Here is a 15,215-nt window from a genome sequence, read left to right on the forward strand (position 1 = left end):
CGGGCCAAAGGCTCGGCATCCGCCACCGGCAGGTAAAGCATCATGGCCATCAGCCGCATTTCCGGTTTACTCCTGTTCAAAGGGGTCGAAGAATGTGAACTCCGGGGGCGATACACGGGGGATTCAATGATCTTTGCGGAACTGATCGGGGCAATTATGATCGTGGCGACGGCCCAAGATGACCCCAGCCCTCCCCGGCCCCGCGATGTTGGGATTGTCATCGGCGTCCTGCCGACAGGACCGCTCAACGCCATCACTGATGTCGAAGGGGTGAAGGTCGGCCATGTGACCATCGACGAAGGCAAGGACATCCATACCGGGGTGACCGCTATCGTGCCGCATGGCGGCAACGTCTTTCGCTCCAGGGTTCCGGCTGGTTTCGTCGCATTCAATGCGTTCGGTAAATTCGCCGGTTCGACACAGGTTGCGGAGTTGGGCGAGGTCGAGACGCCCATTCTGCTCACCAACACGCTGAATGTCGCCGAAGCGATAGCGGCATCGATTGAATGGACCCTGGATCAGCCCGGCAACGCAGCGGTTCGCTCGGTCAACGCGGTGGTCGGGGAGACCAACGACGGCATGCTGAATGACATCCGCAGACGTCGCGTAACGATCGCCGATGCGCGGCGCGCAATCGAGGCCGCAAAGGATGGCGCGCTTGAAGAAGGATCGGTCGGTGCAGGCACGGGCACGGTGGCCTTCGGGTTCAAGGGCGGGATTGGTACCGCATCGCGCAGGCTGCCCCAATCGATGGGTGGCTGGACCCTCGGCGTGGTGGTTCAGAGCAACTATGGCGGCGTGCTGAACATCGCCGGTGTGCCAGTCGGTATCCGGCTTGGCCGACACGCTTTTGCCAGCGCTACGGAACAGGGGAGCGCGGACGGATCGGTCGTCATCGTTATCGCCACCGATGCCCCGATCTCGGATCGAAATCTGCGCCGGGTCGCCGAGCGCGCCTTCATCGGAATCGGTCGGACCGGATCGTCCTTTTCCAACGGATCGGGCGACTATGCGATCGCCTTTTCGACCCATTCGGCAGTGCGCCGCGAAGAAGGCAGCGTCCCAACCACGCAAGTCTCGGAACTTCGCAACGAAGTCATGTCTCCACTCTTTCAGGCCGCGGCCGAAGCCACCGAGGAAGCCGTGATCAATTCGCTGTTCGCGGGGAAGGCCGTGGAGGGTCACCGGGGCATTGTAGAACGTCTTCCCACCGAGGAGATCACGCCGTGGCTGTCCGCTCCTCCACCGATTTCGCCGATGCAAAACAAGTAGCGGGCGGATTTTGATGTTTCATCGCTAGTCGGATACCTCACCGGCCCCTCCTAATCATCGGTCTCTATGGCCGAAAATTGAGGTCGAACGGGCACAAGAATCTGGTTTCCTACCTCGACGAATTTTGCTCGATACTTGTCGATGAAGTTCCGATCCGCCGTCATCCATCAACGAACCTGTGGTCGGCATCGGCCTCGCAACCGGGCCATATGCACGCGTAAACCGATCGCACCTCCGCCCGCGCGGAACAGTGCGATCGTGTCAACCTTGTCAACTTGTTCAGGAAAGTTTCCGTGCGCGTCAGGTGCCACGCGCGACGATCGCCGCGCACGGAAAAGAGCGGCTCCCCTTCGGAAACCGCCCTTCGCCTCCTCGCAACCGCCCGAGGCAAGCCCGCTCACCACGCGACCGGCACGCTCTGGCAAACCGGGGTGGGCACCAACGCCCACCCCGCTCGTATCACAGCCCGTCGACGGCCTTGCTGACTAGCACGTTCACCGCGACCCGACGGTTCTGCGCCTTGCCGTCGTCGGTGTCGTTGCTTGCCACCGGATTGGACTCCGACATGCCGGTCGGGGTCAGCATCCGGTACGGTTTCCAACCGCACGCCTGTTGCAGATGGTTGACCACGCCGCCCGCGCGCTTTTCGCTCAGCACCTGGTTGAACTCGGGGTCACCGGTGGAATCGGTATAGCCCACCACCAGCAACAGGGCATTGTCCATCCCCTCGGCCTGGCTGGCCGCCGCGCACAGGTCGTTCTTCGCCTGCTCGGTCAACGCCGCCTTGCCGGTGTCGAAATTCACATCCGTCGTGCTCTTGATATTATACTGGTCGATATCGCCCATCCGCCCGCGCAACGCGTCGGTCGCCGCGCTCTGTTCGGCAAAGCCCTGTGCGGTGCCGCTACGGATCATCGATGCGGTCTTCAGGTCGCGGCTCTTCAGGGCGATTTGACTCGCGACCAGGTCACCGCCGCCCTGCAGCGTCTCGACACTGACCGGCAGGCCGTTGAGCAGCGATTCCGACGCCAGCGTGTTGCGCGCGAGCCCCAGGAACCCGCCGCTCGACCGGATGCGCGTCGCTTCGTTGACCACCACCACCGTGCTGGTGCCGTCGGCTGCGGTCACCTGCAACCGGTCGCCGTCGCGGGCGGAAATGATGCCGTCGATTTCCGGACCCTCGGTCATTTCGGCAGGCGCGCCGTACACGGTCGCCGACACGTCCGCCTCGGGCGGGGGCTGCACCTCCTGCGCGAACCCGACGGATGCGGGCGCGGCCAGCAGAGCAAGCGTCAGCAGGGCTTTGGGGGTCTTAAGTAGATTGGACATGATGATCCTCCTTCGATCTGAACCTCGTGCGGGCTCCACACCCGCCGCCGTCCGCCCGATCTCGTATCGGCGACGGCATGGCTGGCGGTCGAAACCCACTTCGTCCGGCAAGGTCGGGCCGCGGCTTGCACACCGCATTCCGATGCCAGGGACTTGCCCGGTGTTCCGATTAACCTTTCACGGAGATGAACGGAGGGCGCGCGGCTGCCAGAGTGCGGGTCATTCGTGTGGCGGCTGCGGCGAGCCGACAGGCGCTGTGGTTGGCGCGGGTGGGTGCGACTCGGGTGGGAAGAGTGCGTGGATCGCGGGCGAGGGGGGTGTTGCGGGCGCGCGAAAAAGGGCGGCTCCCGTATGGGAACCGCCCTTTGTCTGTCTCGGTTCGGCTGGTCGCCGCGGCAAAGCCGCGTCGTCGGTCGGCGCTGTAGCGCCGCCGGTCGGGCCGCTGCGGGATGCTGCGATTAGCTGCGCTAATCGCGGCGCATCAGCGGCTGTAGAATTCGACCACCAGGTTCGGTTCCATCTTCACCGGATAGGGAATTTCGTCCAGCGTCGGTACGCGGGTGAAGGTCACCTTCGATGCGCCGTCGGTGGCGACATATTCGGGGATGTCGCGCTCGGCCAGGCTCTGTGCTTCGATGACCAGCGCCATTTCCTGCGCCTTGCCACCCAGCGTGATTTCGTCGCCGACATAGCAGCGGCGCGACGCGATGTTGCACTTCACGCCGTTCACGCGAACGTGGCCGTGCGACACCAACTGACGCGCAGCAAAGATCGTCGGTGCGAACTTCGCACGGTATACGATCATGTCCAGGCGCTGTTCGAGCAGGCCGACCAGGTTCTGACCGGTATCGCCCTTCACGCGCGACGCTTCTTCGTAGGTGCGCTTGAACTGCTTTTCGGTGATGTCGCCGTAATAGCCCTTCAGCTTCTGCTTCGCGCGCAGCTGAATGCCGAAATCCGACATCTTGCCCTTGCGGCGCTGGCCGTGCTGGCCGGGGCCATATTCACGCTTGTTGACGGGCGATTTGGGGCGACCCCAGATGTTTTCGCCCATGCGGCGGTCGAGCTTGTACTTGGCGCTTGAACGCTTCGACATATGATATTCCTTGGCAATAGCGTGTGACGTTGACCCTAGGGCTGGAAGCACCATGATCGCGATCCCGGTCATCGCCCGACCCAGATGGGGCCGTGGCTACCGCTTCACCGGGAGTGCGGAGCCTGATTGCGAAGGCGGCGCGCTAGACCGGGCACCCGCCCGAGTCAAGCGCGCGCCGCCCACAATGCCGTGCTCAGCGCGTTTCCCCGCTGGTGTTCACGCCCGCCGCCTGCTGCTCGCCGATCGCACCCTGGCCCGCCAGCGCATGATCGACATCGTCGTCCTTCAGCGTGTCGAGATGCATCATTTTCTTGATCAGCGGCGAAATCACCAGCACCGCGACACCGACGCCGACCGCGACCCAGCCGACCGTCGAATAGACGCCGAGCACCACTTCCTTGCCCGCTTCCTCCCCGACGCCTTCGGCACCGGTGGCGGATGCGATCAGCCCGGCCGCGAAATTGCCGGTTGCCGAGGCAAAGAACCACATGCCCATGATTAGGCTGGCCATGTGCGACGGCGCCAGCCGGTTCATCGCCGACAGGCCGACCGGCGACAGGCACAGCTCGCCGGTCGTGTGGAGCAGATAGATCAGGAATATGAACAGCACCGGCGTCGCGACGTCGATGCCCACCGACTGCGCGCCCCAGACCAACACCAGGAAGCCCAACCCGACCTGAACGATGCCGAGGCCGAACTTGAACGGTGCCGACGGCTCCGCCCCCCGACGACCCAGCCCGGTCCAGATGCTCGCGAACAAGGGTGCGAGCAGGATGATGTAGATCGCGTTGACCGACTGGAACATCGATGCGGGCACGCCCGCGCGATCGACATGGCGATCGGTGAACAGGTTGAGCGACGATCCCGCCTGTTCGAACAATGCCCAGAAGATGATCGACGTGACGATCAGGAACATCGCCGCAAAGATCCGGTCGCGTTCCTCGCGGTCGAGTTTTACCACCGCAGTGAAGATCACATAGGTCAGCAGCACCGCGCCGAACCCGCCGAGCAGGATACCGACCAGTGCCTGGTTCTGAACCATGAACCAGCAAAGCGCGACCATCGCGATACCGATGCCATAGAACATCCATTCGCGCGGAATGCCGCCCATGCGCTGACGCAGATAGGCGGGATTCTTGGGCTCGCCATTGCCCATCAACAACGGCTTGCCGAGCACGAAGAAGACAAGGCCGATGAGCATCCCCAGGCCTGCCAGGCCGAAACCATATCCCCAGCCGTAAGTCTGGCCAAGGTAACCACAGATCAGCGATGCCGTCGCCGCGCCCACGTTGATGCCCATGTAGAAGATCGTGTAGGCGCCGTCGCGCCGGACATCGGTCCGCGCATAAAGCTGGCCCACGATGACCGAGATATTGGCTTTCAGAAAGCCCGATCCGACGATGATCAGCGCCAGCGCGAGCCAGAAGACGTTGATGACCGGATCGCCCTGACCGCCATCGCCTTCGAACGCCATGAAGAAATGGCCGAACGTCAGCAGCACCGCGCCGAACAACACCGCCTTGCGCTGGCCCAGATAGCGATCGGCCAGATAACCGCCGACGACGGGCGTGATGTACACCAATGCGGTGTACGCGCCGTAGATGACCGATGCTTCGCTGTCCGAAAACATCCAATGCTGAACCAGGTAGAAGATCAGCAGCGCGCGCATCCCGTAATAGGAAAAGCGTTCCCACATTTCTGCCAGGAACAGCAGGAACAACCCCTTGGGGTGCCCCGCAAATTCCGGTTGCGGCCGTGTGACGACATAGGTGCCGCCGAGCAGGAAAGCGGCAAGTACGACCACCGCTCCCCAAAAAATAACCAGTTCGAATGCCATTGAAGCCAGACCCCGCCCATGTTCGTTTATTGCGCGACACCCTAACGACGAATCTCGTGCTGTGAAGCGGATTGTTGCAAGTGCATTGCACTGATAGGCGCGTTTTCATGACCTTCAACGACCGCTCCACCCCGCTCGACCTTCTCCGCAGCCGCCGGTCGGGGCGTGCCCGCGACATGGTCGCACCCGGCCCCGACGCCGCGACGCTACACGATATGGTCGGCATCGCCGCGCGTACGCCCGACCACGGCAAGCTCGCGCCCTGGCGTTTTGTCGTCATCCCCGACGACGCGCGCGACGCCTTCGCCACACTGCTGGTCGATGCGTACCGTGCCGAAAAACCCGCAGCGGCACGGCTCGAAATCGAGGCGATGGCGCAATTCGCCCGCCAGGCGCCGACCCTGGTTGCGGTGCTGTCGACTCCGAAACACGAAAGCCACATCCCGTTGTGGGAACAGCAATTGTCGGCCGGGGCAGTGTGCATGAACCTGGAACATGCCGCGCACGCGCATGGCTTCGTCGCATGCTGGTTGAGCGGCTGGGCGGCGTACAGCGCGGCGGTCTGCACGGCGCTGGGCGGACGCGAGGGTGACCGGATCGCGGGGTTCGTGTTCATCGGCACGCCGTCGCGCGCGTTGGAGGAACGCCCGCGTCCCGATCTGGACTCGGTTATGCGCGAATGGCGGGGCTGACATTACCGAATTCCGCTATGGACCCGGATGCCCTTTGGTGTATTAAAGCAGCATGACAGGCCTGGATCACGGCGATAGCCCCGTCTATCTCAAATTGCGCGGCACGATTGCCGCCGCAATCCTGCGCGGCGAATTTCGGGCGGGCGACCAGTTGCCTTCGGTTCGTGCACTCGCCGCCGAACACGGTGCCAACCCGCTTACGGTGGCCAAAGCCTATCAAAGCTTTCAGGACGATGGCTATGTCGAAGTGCGCCGCGGCGTCGGCATGTTCGTGCTGGACGGCGCCGTCGAAAGACTCCGCACCGCAGAACGTGACCGGTTCCTGACCAGCCAATGGCCCCGCATCCGCGCCCAGATCGACCTGCTCGATCTCGACGCCGCGACGTTGCTGGACCGCGAGACTGCTTGATCGGCTCGGTTGTGCGCGCCGTCATTTGCGCGAACGCAAATCCTACATCTGGTCGCCTCGCTACTCACGACCCCGACGCCGTTAACTTCGTTTCCGATTCGTTTCGTCGCATTTTTCGACTCGTCGATGGAACCGAACGACTCGTCGTGCTATTAATTGCGGTGTCGAAAGGGAGAAACACGATGGCTTCGACCAGGCCACCATTTGCGATCGGACGCTCCGGCTATCGGATCGCCTATTACGCGCATGAGATCAATCACTGCCCCGGTTGTGGAAAGTCGCACTGGCTGATGGGTCGGATGACGGCAGAGTGCGCCTATTGCTCGACGGCGCTGCCCCTCAACGAAGGCGCAATGGTCGGCAATGGCCTGTTCCGCGGCAAGACGGGCAAGATTCCCGCGCCGCTGGCGGCCTGATTTCTTGGCGGGTCGCACGCGCCTTTTCACGACCAGCCTCGCATTTGTGGGCGCGATGGTGCTCGCCGGTTGCGGGCCAAGCACGCCCCAGGACAATGCGGGGACGATCGGCAACGACGCGGTCGCGCCCGACGATCTGATGGACAATGCCGCGGCGGGCGCTCCCGCCCCCGGGCCGCTTGCCGCCTATGTCGGTCAATATCCTTTCGATCCGATCGACGGCGTCGCATTCCGCGATCACCCTCTGGTGCGCGCGGCCCTGACACAGGCGGGCGGAGCCGATGCACCGGTAGAACAGATTCTTTCCGGCTCTGGCCCTTCCACCCCGATCGAAACTGCCGCCGATGGCCGTATCCTGTCGTGGGGCTGCGAGCAGCATAATTGCGGCCCGCACAACTGGACATTGCTGGTCGCCGCGGATGGATCGAACCCGGAGCTTTGCTATCACGACGAGGATGCGACGCCCGCCACCGTTTGGCTGGTGGACGGGCGCCCGACCGAACGTAGCGAAAATTGCCCGTCGGAGGGGTAAGCGATCCCCTCGAAGCAATTGTAATTCCCTTACCCCCGTTCGTGCTGAGCTTGTCGAAGCACTGTCCTTTTCTTCGTGCCAAGAAGAACAGTGCTTCGACAAGCTCAGCACGAACGGAAAAATAAAGGTTGCCTACCTTAAGACGAGAACGCCTCCGCCGACATCTCGTACAGCACCCCCGCCGACGCGGTCGCCGCAGCCTCAAGCCCCAGCGCTTCGGGAACGATCTGGTCGAGGTAGAAGCGCGCGGTCGCTCGCTTCGCCGTCACGAATTGCGGATCGCCTTCGAACCCGTCGAGCGCCGCCAGTTCCTTTTCCATCAGCCAGCCACAGGTCGCGATCGCGGCCATCGTCAGGAAGGGATAGCTCGCCGCCAACCGGTCGTCGGTGTCCTTGGTCATCATGTCGCGCCCGATGCGAAGCACGCGTTGCGCGACATCGCTCAGCGCGGGATGCCTGGCGTCTGCCGCCACGTTCGCGAAAAAGCGTTCGAACACCCCGCCATTGTCGAGGCCCAGCTTGCGCCCGACCAGATCGGCGGCCTGAATGCCGTTGGTGCCTTCGTAGATCGGCGTGATCCGCGCATCGCGGAAATGCTGGGCCGCGCCGGTTTCCTCGATATAGCCCATACCGCCATGCACCTGGATACCGAGCGATGACACTTCGCAGCCGATATCGGTGCCATGCGCCTTGGCCAGCGGGGTCACCAGATCGACCCGCCAACGTGCTTCCTGATCGCCCAGCGTCGCGCGATCGACCTGTCCCGCCGCGTAATAGACCAATGCGCGTGCTGCCTGCGTCTGCGCCTTCATCCGCATCAGCATCCGCCGCACATCGGGATGTTCGATGATCGCAACGCTTTCGCGGCTCGACGATCCCGCGCGCGCCGACTGCACCCGGTCGCGGGCATAGGCGACGGCACGCTGGGTCGCGGCTTCGGCCACCTGCACGCCTTGCAGCCCCACATTCAGCCGCGCATTGTTCATCATCGTGAACATCGCCGCGATCCCGCCGCCTTCCGCGCCGATCAATTGACCGATGCACTCGCCATGATCGCCGAAGCTCAGCACGCAAGTCGGCGAGGCGTGGAGCCCCATTTTGTGCTCGATCGACACGACGCGGACATCGTTGAACGCCCCCGGCTCACCGTTTTCGTCGAGGCGATATTTGGGAACGAGGAACAGGCTCAATCCCTTGGTGCCCGCCGGCGCATCAGGCGTGCGCGCGAGGACCAGGTGGACGATATTGTCGGCCATATCGTGATCGCCGAACGAGATGAAGATCTTGGTGCCACGGATCGACCAGTCGCCCTCTCCCACCGGCTCCGCCTTGGTCTTGAGCGCGCCGACGTCCGAGCCCGCCTGCGGCTCGGTCAGGTTCATCGTCCCCGTCCATTCGCCGGTCGCCAGCTTCGGCAGGTACAGCCGCTGCTGTTCTTCGCTGCCATGATGGACCAGCGATTCGATCGCCCCCACGGTCAGCGTCGGCGCCAGCGCAAAGCCCAGATTGGCAGTCCCCAGCGTATCGAGCACCGCGGTCGACAGCGCGAACGGCATCCCCTGCCCGCCGAATGCCTCGGGCGAACCGATCGTGCCCCAGCCCCCCTCGACATAGGCCTTGTACGCCGCGACATAGCCGTCGGGCATGACCACGCCGTATTCGGTCCATTTCGCCCCAACGGTATCGCCCGCGCGGTCGAGCGGCGCCCATTCCCCGGCCGCGAATTGCCCGACCCCCTCCAGCACCGCGTCCACCACATCCTCGCTCGCCATCGCAAAACGATCGCTTGCCGCCAGCTCGGGCATCCCGACGATGGTATCGATGACGAACCGCTGTTCAATGTTGATGGGGGTGAAGGGCATCTGACGGTCCTCTCTTGTCGTTCGGTTCGCTGCGCTCTAGCCCCATTTGGGTGAGCGATCCAAATCCCCAAACCCCAACCCGCACCTTACCCTACGGCGAGGCCGGAGTGGCAAACGCCGCTGCGATCATCGCGCGCGGCGGATGCGTCGCGGTGCCGACCGAGACGGTGTACGGACTGGCCGCCGATGCGACGAATGCGCGCGCGGCTGCGGGCATCTATGCCGCCAAGGGTCGCCCCAGCTTCAACCCGCTGATCGTGCATGTCGCCGAGCTGGCCGCTGCCGAGCGGTTGGCGGTTTTCGACGACCGCGCGCGCGCGCTGGCCGGACGATATTGGCCAGGGCCGTTGACGATGGTCCTGCCGCATCGCGAGGGATCGGGCATCGCGAGTCTGGTGACCGCGGGGCTGTATACGATCGCGATCCGGGTGCCCGCGCACCGCGCGATGCAGTCGCTGCTCGCGGCGACCGGCAAACCGCTGGCCGCGCCGTCCGCCAATGCCAGCGGCACGATCAGCCCGACGCGCGCGGCGCATGTGCGCGCAAGCCTGGACGGGCGGATCGCCGCGATCCTGGACGATGGGGCCAGCGAGGCGGGGATCGAATCGACCATCATCGGCCTTGCCGGACCGGCGCGACTGCTGCGTCCCGGGCCGATTTCGGCGCGTGCGATCGAAGCGGTGCTGGGCGTGGCGCTGGCGGGTCCGAGCGACGCGATCACCGCACCGGGCCAGCTAGCCGGACATTACGCGCCGAGAAAATCGCTCCGCCTGAATGCGACGTGTGCGGAGCAGGGCGAATGGATGATCGGATTTGGCGACATCGCCGGCGACGACACCCTGTCCGCGACAGGCGACAGGATCGAGGCTGCCGCGCGGTTGTTCGACGCGTTGCACCGTGCGGATGCCAGTGCGGCAGCCTCGATTGCCATCGCCCCCATAACCCCGGACGATATCGGCGCCGCGATCAACGACCGGCTGGCGCGCGCCGCGATACGCTAGGTCGACAAAAGAGAGACCGGCCCCCGACCCCCAGGCATCCGGCCTCTCTTTCCGTCGAGAAGGGAGTTTCGCGGTGGGGGTGCTTTAAGCGTGGGCGGTGATTCGCGCGATTAGCGATTGGTCTAATCGCAGTGTCATAGGAGGAAAGCGTGACCTCGGACGGCCACGCCTTCCTTTTTCAGTTACTGGGCAGGGGTCATTGATCCGTTGACCATCGCGTTTTGCTGATCGGGCGTCAGTTCATCGACATCGACGTCCGAATCGTCGATCGCCTCTTCGCGGGCATCGCCCTGATCTTCCACAGCATCGGCAGCCGCTTCGCTCATGCCGTTCGCGCGCATCGCGTCGGCCTGGGCATCCGCCTGTTCTTCGGCGCGATCGCCCAGCGAGTCGTCGCCGTCACCACCGCACGCAGCGAGCGGCGCTGCGGCCAGAACCAAAAGGACGGGTGCGATGAAGTTGCGCATGGAATTCTCCCTGTTCGTTACCGCCCGCGCACGATCGGCGGGCCGGTCGCGTTTCAACCGGCGACCGGCCCGCTTGTTCCGTTCATGCCATCGTGCCTGCGCTCTTCGCGCGTGCGGCGAAACTTTTGCGCAATTTCTGGAGCTTGGGCGGAATCACCGACAGGCAATAGGGATTGCGCTGGCCCTCGCCGTCCCAATAATCCTGGTGATAATCTTCCGCCGGATACCAGATATCGGCATGTTCGATGGTGGTGACGATCGGGTCCGGCCATGTCCCGGCATTCCGCTCGATCGCGGCGCGCGCTTCGGCTTCCTGCTCGCTCGACGTCGGGAAGATCGCCGACCGGTATTGCGTACCGACATCCCCGCCCTGGCGGTTGAGCGTCGTCGGATCGTGCGTCGCGAAGAAGATATCGAACAGGTCGCCCAGCGCGAGCTGTTCGGGGTCGAAGGTCACGCGGATCGCCTCCGCATGGCCGGTATCGCCGCCGCACACCGCCTTATAGGTCGGGTTCTCGACCTGGCCGCCGATATAGACGCTTTCCACTTCGGTCACGCCAATCACATCCTTGAACACCGCCTCGGTGCACCAGAAACAGCCCCCCGCCAGCGTAATGGTTTCGCTCACCATCGCTCATTCTCCGTCAAAATCGTTGACGACCTAGATAGGATTGGCATGGCAAAGCACAATCGGACGATCGTGGGAGCAAAAGCATGACCGGCAGCGTGATGGTAACGGGCGGCGCAGGCTATATCGGCAGCCATGCGGTGCTGGCGCTTCTCGATGCGGGAATCCAAGTGGTGGTGCTCGACAATCTGGTCACCGGCTTCGACTGGGCGGTTGATTCGCGTGCGACGCTGGTGGTCGCCGATATCGAGGATGATGCGGCGGTCCGCGCGGCAATGCGCGATCACGCGGTATTCGCGGTGATGCATTTCGCCGGATCGGTGGTGGTGCCGGAGTCGGTGGAAAATCCGCTCAAATATTATCGCAACAACACCGCCGCATCGCGCAGCCTGATCGAAAGCGCAGTCGCCGAAGGGGTAAAGCATTTCATCTTCTCCTCAACCGCGGCAACTTACGGCATTCCCGAAACCGTCCCGGTGCGCGAGGACTCGCCCAAACAACCGATCAATCCCTACGGCATGTCGAAGCTGATGACCGAGGCGATGCTCGCAGATGTCGCCGCGGCGCATGCGATCAATTACTGCGCGCTGCGCTATTTCAACGTCGCGGGGGCCGACCTGCAGGGCCGATCGGGGCAATCCACCGCAGGTGCAACGCACCTGATCAAGGTCGCGGTGGAGGCCGCAACCGGCAAACGCGCCAGCGTATCGGTATTCGGCACCGACTTCGCGACCCCCGACGGGACCGGTGTGCGCGACTATATCCATGTTACCGATCTGGCGGCGGCGCATGTCGATGCGCTGCAGCTGCTGATCGACCAGCCGGGTGAGAGCCACACGCTTAATTGCGGTTACGGCAAGGGCTTTTCGGTTCTGGAAGTGCTCGATGCGGTCGATCGGGTGACCAACATGACCATCGACCGCCGCATGGAAGGGCGCCGCGCGGGCGACCCCGATGCGTTGGTCGCCGACAACGCCGCGATCCTTGCAGCATTGCCGTGGCGACCCAGACACGACGATCTCGACGGCATCGTCCGCGATGCGCTGGCCTGGGAACGAAAACTGGCCGAGCGTGTGTGAACCAGCGCGCTAACTAACCTAACAAACAAATGCCGTACGCCTGCGAAAGCAGGAGCCCTGGCCACCAGCGTTGCGCCTGCCGCCAAGACTACTGCGTCCGCAGGAGTACGCCCCCTGTTTATAGCTGAAACCTGAGCGTTGCGCGGATATCGCGTCCCGCAAGCGGTGCGAAATCCTTGATCTGGCTGGCGTGGCGACGGGCCTCGACATCGAAGATGTTGTTGGCGCTGACGATCAACCGCGTCGAATTGCCCGTGCCGAACGGGCTGAACGCGACCGAGGCGTTGACCATCGTATAGCTGTCGGTCGGCAATTCGACCCCGGCCACGCGGTCCTGTTCGAACACATGTTCGGCCTCCAGCCGCGCGTTGAACATATCGGCCTGCGCCTCGACCCCGCCCAGCACGCGAAGCGGTGGAATGCGCGGTGCGGGGCCGAAATCGTCGACATCGACCACGACATAATCGACCAGTCCGTCGACATTGAACGCGGTGCCGCCCATCCGCGCGAGCGTAGCCGACGCCTCCACCTCGAACCCGCGCACGCGCGCGTCGCTTTGCGCATAGGCAAAGACCGGCAGTTCATCGATTTCGTCGTCATTTTCGAACTGGTAAATGTAATTGTCGAACCAGTTGTAATAGGCCGACGCCGCAATCCGGAAGCCGGGACGGCTCAGGCGGAACGTGCCTTCCACGCCCCAGCTTGCTTCCTTGGCCAGCGTCGGATCGCCGATTTCGAAGGCCTGGGTCGCGGCGTGCGGGCCGCCCGAGAATAGCTCCTCCGCCGATGGCGCGCGTTCGGTACGCGACAGGTTCAGCCCAGCGCGCACGCCGTCACCCAAACCGGTGCTGGCCCCGACCGAGCCCGAAAAGGCGTTGAACGTCCGGTCGATCGCCGGATTGCCGATATCGTCGTCGGCATTGGCCGACAGGCGGCTATGTTCGTAACGCGCACCCGCTTCGGCCCGGAAGGCACCGAGATCGACCGACTGGAGCGTGAACAGCCCCATCTGTTCGGTCGTCGTCTTGGGCATGTATTTTTCTTCGCCGACGATCTCGAAATCGCGGATCACGAACTGGCCGCCCAGCGCCCCGCGCCAGCCGTCGCGGTCCGCCTGGACAAGTTCGAGCCGTCCTTCATACCCCTGGTTGAAGAAGCTGGTGCCGATCTCGCCATTGTCCTCGAGTTCGTCGTGGCGGTAATCCGCCGCGCCCAGCCGCAAGCGGATACGGTCTAGGAACCCGCCATTGGTTTCCACTTCGCCGCGAATGTCGAAGCGGGTTTGCTTCACCGCCAGGCGGACGTCCTCATGGGCGTGGCCTTCGTGCTCGTCATGATCCCCGTGGTCCTCATCCCCGTGCTCCTCGTCGCCATGATCCTCGTGTTCTTCGTGACCATGCGGATCGAACCGGTTGGGAACGCCGTAGTTGCTTTCGTAGCGGCTGAGCGAGAAGCCCAGATGCCCGCGATCGGTAACCAGCGACAAACCGCCCGCCACTTCCCAGGTTTCGAGCGAGGTGTTGTCGATGCGACCGCGTGCATTCGCCTCCTCGGCCAATTCGGCATTGCCGTCTTCCTCGGCGTGATGCAGCGCGTCCTCGCGAATGGCGCGCGAATTGATGAACCCGCCAGTGCGCAGATCGTCGGCGCGGATATAGCTGCCATCGACATGCGCGACGAACATGCTGCCCAGCGGTACGTCGAGCACACCCGCGACCGACCGCTCCTTCGCCGCCGTGCCGTACGTGCCCATCACGTCGAGATGGATCGGCTCATCGGGGATGCTGCGCGGAATACGGTCGTCGAGCACATTGACCACGCCGCCAATCGCCGATGAACCATATAGGAGTGCCGATGGACCACGTAACACCTCGATTCGGTTGGCGGTCAACGGGTTGATCGCGACCGCATGGTCGACCGAACTGGACGAGGCGTCGATCGAACCGATGCCATCGGTCAACACGCGGATGCGATCGCCCTGAAAACCGCGAAGCACCGGACGCGACGCGCCGGGGCCGAAGCTGGTTGCCGAGACACCGGGCTGCGACGCCAGCGTGTCACCGATCGACGCGCGCATGTCGCGGTCGAGTTCGATCCCCTGCACCACCGACGTTCCGCCCAGTACGTCGAGTTCGCTGCGCTGAAAGGGTGCTGCGGTGACGATGATGTCGTTGGGCAGGTCGTGATAGTGATCGGCCTGATGCATCGGTGCGGGTGCCGGCGTCGGCGCCGCGGTCTGAGCGAATGCGGGCTGGGCCGCTGCAAAGGTCACGGCGCCGGACAGCAACAGTGCGCGGTGGGCAACAAGGCGTGATGACGATGTGAAACGCATGAACCAATCCCTGGGAAATGTCGGCCTGTAGCCATTCGCGGGACGTTATATAGTCACATGGGATGGATGCAAGGGGGTTTGGCAAGTGTCGGGCTCGGCCTGTGATTGACGACGTCGCCCAGTTTCGTCATCCCAGCGAAAGCTGGGATATCGGGCCGCATTGCGTCGATCGCAGCTTTCGCTGGGATGACGTGGTTGGGATCAGTCACTCGGTCGCGAAAACGCCGGATTTGAGAAGCCCCCACCCCGTTTTTTTCGAGCGA

At 63.6% G+C, this 15,215-nt stretch carries 14 protein-coding genes; 7 read left to right on the top strand and 7 right to left on the bottom strand.

Annotated elements, in window-relative coordinates; genetic code table 11:
• Window positions 1-156 precede the first annotated feature (156 nt).
• On the top strand, window positions 157-1,272 hold the full coding sequence (locus ENHY17A_RS08055) for a DmpA family aminopeptidase (protein WP_236548034.1): 1,116 nt from the start codon (window positions 157-159) through the stop codon (window positions 1,270-1,272).
• A gap of 459 nt (window positions 1,273-1,731) precedes the next feature.
• Here the strand turns inward: ENHY17A_RS08055 and ENHY17A_RS08060 are convergent, their stop codons facing one another.
• The 3 genes from ENHY17A_RS08060 to ENHY17A_RS08070 all read right to left on the bottom strand — a co-directional run bounded on the left by ENHY17A_RS08060 (window position 1,732) and on the right by ENHY17A_RS08070 (window position 5,534).
• Entirely contained in the window at window positions 1,732-2,601 is an 870-nt protein-coding gene (locus tag ENHY17A_RS08060; protein WP_159711706.1) for an OmpA family protein, read from the bottom strand.
• A gap of 481 nt (window positions 2,602-3,082) precedes the next feature.
• Window positions 3,083-3,697 carry a 30S ribosomal protein S4 gene (gene rpsD / locus ENHY17A_RS08065; RefSeq protein WP_159711708.1) on the bottom strand — a complete coding sequence of 205 codons (615 nt, stop codon included), beginning with the start codon at window positions 3,695-3,697 and terminating at the stop codon, window positions 3,083-3,085.
• 193 nt (window positions 3,698-3,890) lie between these two features.
• Window positions 3,891-5,534, bottom strand: a complete 1,644-nt coding sequence (locus ENHY17A_RS08070) for a peptide MFS transporter (RefSeq protein WP_159711710.1) — start codon at window positions 5,532-5,534, stop codon at window positions 3,891-3,893.
• 107 nt (window positions 5,535-5,641) lie between these two features.
• Here ENHY17A_RS08070 and ENHY17A_RS08075 point away from each other — a divergent pair, with 107 nt between their 5' ends.
• The 4 genes from ENHY17A_RS08075 to ENHY17A_RS08090 all read left to right on the top strand — a co-directional run bounded on the left by ENHY17A_RS08075 (window position 5,642) and on the right by ENHY17A_RS08090 (window position 7,583).
• Window positions 5,642-6,226: a nitroreductase family protein gene (locus ENHY17A_RS08075; protein WP_159711712.1), complete on the top strand. Its 585-nt coding sequence runs from the start codon at window positions 5,642-5,644 to the stop codon at window positions 6,224-6,226.
• Between the two features lie 52 nt (window positions 6,227-6,278).
• A complete protein-coding gene (locus ENHY17A_RS08080) occupies window positions 6,279-6,635 on the top strand; it encodes a GntR family transcriptional regulator (protein WP_159711714.1) in 357 nt (118 codons plus the stop codon).
• A gap of 182 nt (window positions 6,636-6,817) precedes the next feature.
• Window positions 6,818-7,051 carry a hypothetical protein gene (locus ENHY17A_RS08085; RefSeq protein ID WP_159711716.1) on the top strand — a complete coding sequence of 78 codons (234 nt, stop codon included), beginning with the start codon at window positions 6,818-6,820 and terminating at the stop codon, window positions 7,049-7,051.
• Between the two features lie 46 nt (window positions 7,052-7,097).
• Complete coding sequence (locus ENHY17A_RS08090; RefSeq protein ID WP_236547814.1) at window positions 7,098-7,583, top strand: hypothetical protein; 486 nt, start codon at window positions 7,098-7,100, stop codon at window positions 7,581-7,583.
• A gap of 137 nt (window positions 7,584-7,720) precedes the next feature.
• On the opposite strand, the gene ENHY17A_RS08095 is transcribed toward ENHY17A_RS08090, so the two are convergent.
• The gene (locus ENHY17A_RS08095) at window positions 7,721-9,445 is read right to left on the bottom strand and encodes an acyl-CoA dehydrogenase (protein WP_159711720.1); all 1,725 of its coding nucleotides are present in this window, start codon (window positions 9,443-9,445) and stop codon (window positions 7,721-7,723) included.
• A gap of 44 nt (window positions 9,446-9,489) precedes the next feature.
• On the opposite strand from ENHY17A_RS08095, the gene ENHY17A_RS08100 reads away from it, so the two are divergent.
• On the top strand, window positions 9,490-10,446 hold the full coding sequence (locus tag ENHY17A_RS08100; RefSeq protein ID WP_443018307.1) for an L-threonylcarbamoyladenylate synthase: 957 nt from the start codon (window positions 9,490-9,492) through the stop codon (window positions 10,444-10,446).
• A 182-nt stretch (window positions 10,447-10,628) separates the two neighbouring features.
• Here the strand turns inward: ENHY17A_RS08100 and ENHY17A_RS08105 are convergent, their stop codons facing one another.
• Window positions 10,629-10,913, bottom strand: coding sequence for a hypothetical protein (locus tag ENHY17A_RS08105; protein WP_159711724.1), 285 nt, complete (start codon window positions 10,911-10,913; stop codon window positions 10,629-10,631).
• 82 nt (window positions 10,914-10,995) lie between these two features.
• Complete coding sequence (gene msrA / locus ENHY17A_RS08110; protein WP_159711726.1) at window positions 10,996-11,544, bottom strand: peptide-methionine (S)-S-oxide reductase MsrA; 549 nt, start codon at window positions 11,542-11,544, stop codon at window positions 10,996-10,998.
• A gap of 83 nt (window positions 11,545-11,627) precedes the next feature.
• Here msrA and galE point away from each other — a divergent pair, with 83 nt between their 5' ends.
• On the top strand, window positions 11,628-12,620 hold the full coding sequence (galE, locus tag ENHY17A_RS08115) for a UDP-glucose 4-epimerase GalE (protein ID WP_159711728.1): 993 nt from the start codon (window positions 11,628-11,630) through the stop codon (window positions 12,618-12,620).
• 118 nt (window positions 12,621-12,738) lie between these two features.
• On the opposite strand, the gene ENHY17A_RS08120 is transcribed toward galE, so the two are convergent.
• The gene (locus ENHY17A_RS08120; protein WP_201296366.1) at window positions 12,739-14,952 is read right to left on the bottom strand and encodes a TonB-dependent receptor; all 2,214 of its coding nucleotides are present in this window, start codon (window positions 14,950-14,952) and stop codon (window positions 12,739-12,741) included.
• Between the last annotated feature and the right edge of the window lie 263 nt (window positions 14,953-15,215).

This window comes from Sphingomonas sp. AX6 (assembly GCF_902506605.1).
Lineage (GTDB): Bacteria > Pseudomonadota > Alphaproteobacteria > Sphingomonadales > Sphingomonadaceae > Sphingomonas.

Coding starts and splice junctions, on each gene's coding strand:
- galE (WP_159711728.1), top strand. CDS start 11,628: ATGACCGGCAGCGTGATGGTAACGGGCGGCGCAGGCTATATCGGCAGC.
- msrA (WP_159711726.1), bottom strand. CDS start 11,544: ATGGTGAGCGAAACCATTACGCTGGCGGGGGGCTGTTTCTGGTGCACC.
- ENHY17A_RS08055 (WP_236548034.1), top strand. CDS start 157: ATGATCGTGGCGACGGCCCAAGATGACCCCAGCCCTCCCCGGCCCCGC.
- ENHY17A_RS08075 (WP_159711712.1), top strand. CDS start 5,642: ATGACCTTCAACGACCGCTCCACCCCGCTCGACCTTCTCCGCAGCCGC.
- ENHY17A_RS08060 (WP_159711706.1), bottom strand. CDS start 2,601: ATGTCCAATCTACTTAAGACCCCCAAAGCCCTGCTGACGCTTGCTCTG.
- ENHY17A_RS08120 (WP_201296366.1), bottom strand. CDS start 14,952: ATGCGTTTCACATCGTCATCACGCCTTGTTGCCCACCGCGCACTGTTG.
- ENHY17A_RS08085 (WP_159711716.1), top strand. CDS start 6,818: ATGGCTTCGACCAGGCCACCATTTGCGATCGGACGCTCCGGCTATCGG.
- ENHY17A_RS08105 (WP_159711724.1), bottom strand. CDS start 10,913: ATGCGCAACTTCATCGCACCCGTCCTTTTGGTTCTGGCCGCAGCGCCG.
- ENHY17A_RS08070 (WP_159711710.1), bottom strand. CDS start 5,534: ATGGCATTCGAACTGGTTATTTTTTGGGGAGCGGTGGTCGTACTTGCC.
- ENHY17A_RS08095 (WP_159711720.1), bottom strand. CDS start 9,445: ATGCCCTTCACCCCCATCAACATTGAACAGCGGTTCGTCATCGATACC.
- rpsD (WP_159711708.1), bottom strand. CDS start 3,697: ATGTCGAAGCGTTCAAGCGCCAAGTACAAGCTCGACCGCCGCATGGGC.
- ENHY17A_RS08080 (WP_159711714.1), top strand. CDS start 6,279: ATGACAGGCCTGGATCACGGCGATAGCCCCGTCTATCTCAAATTGCGC.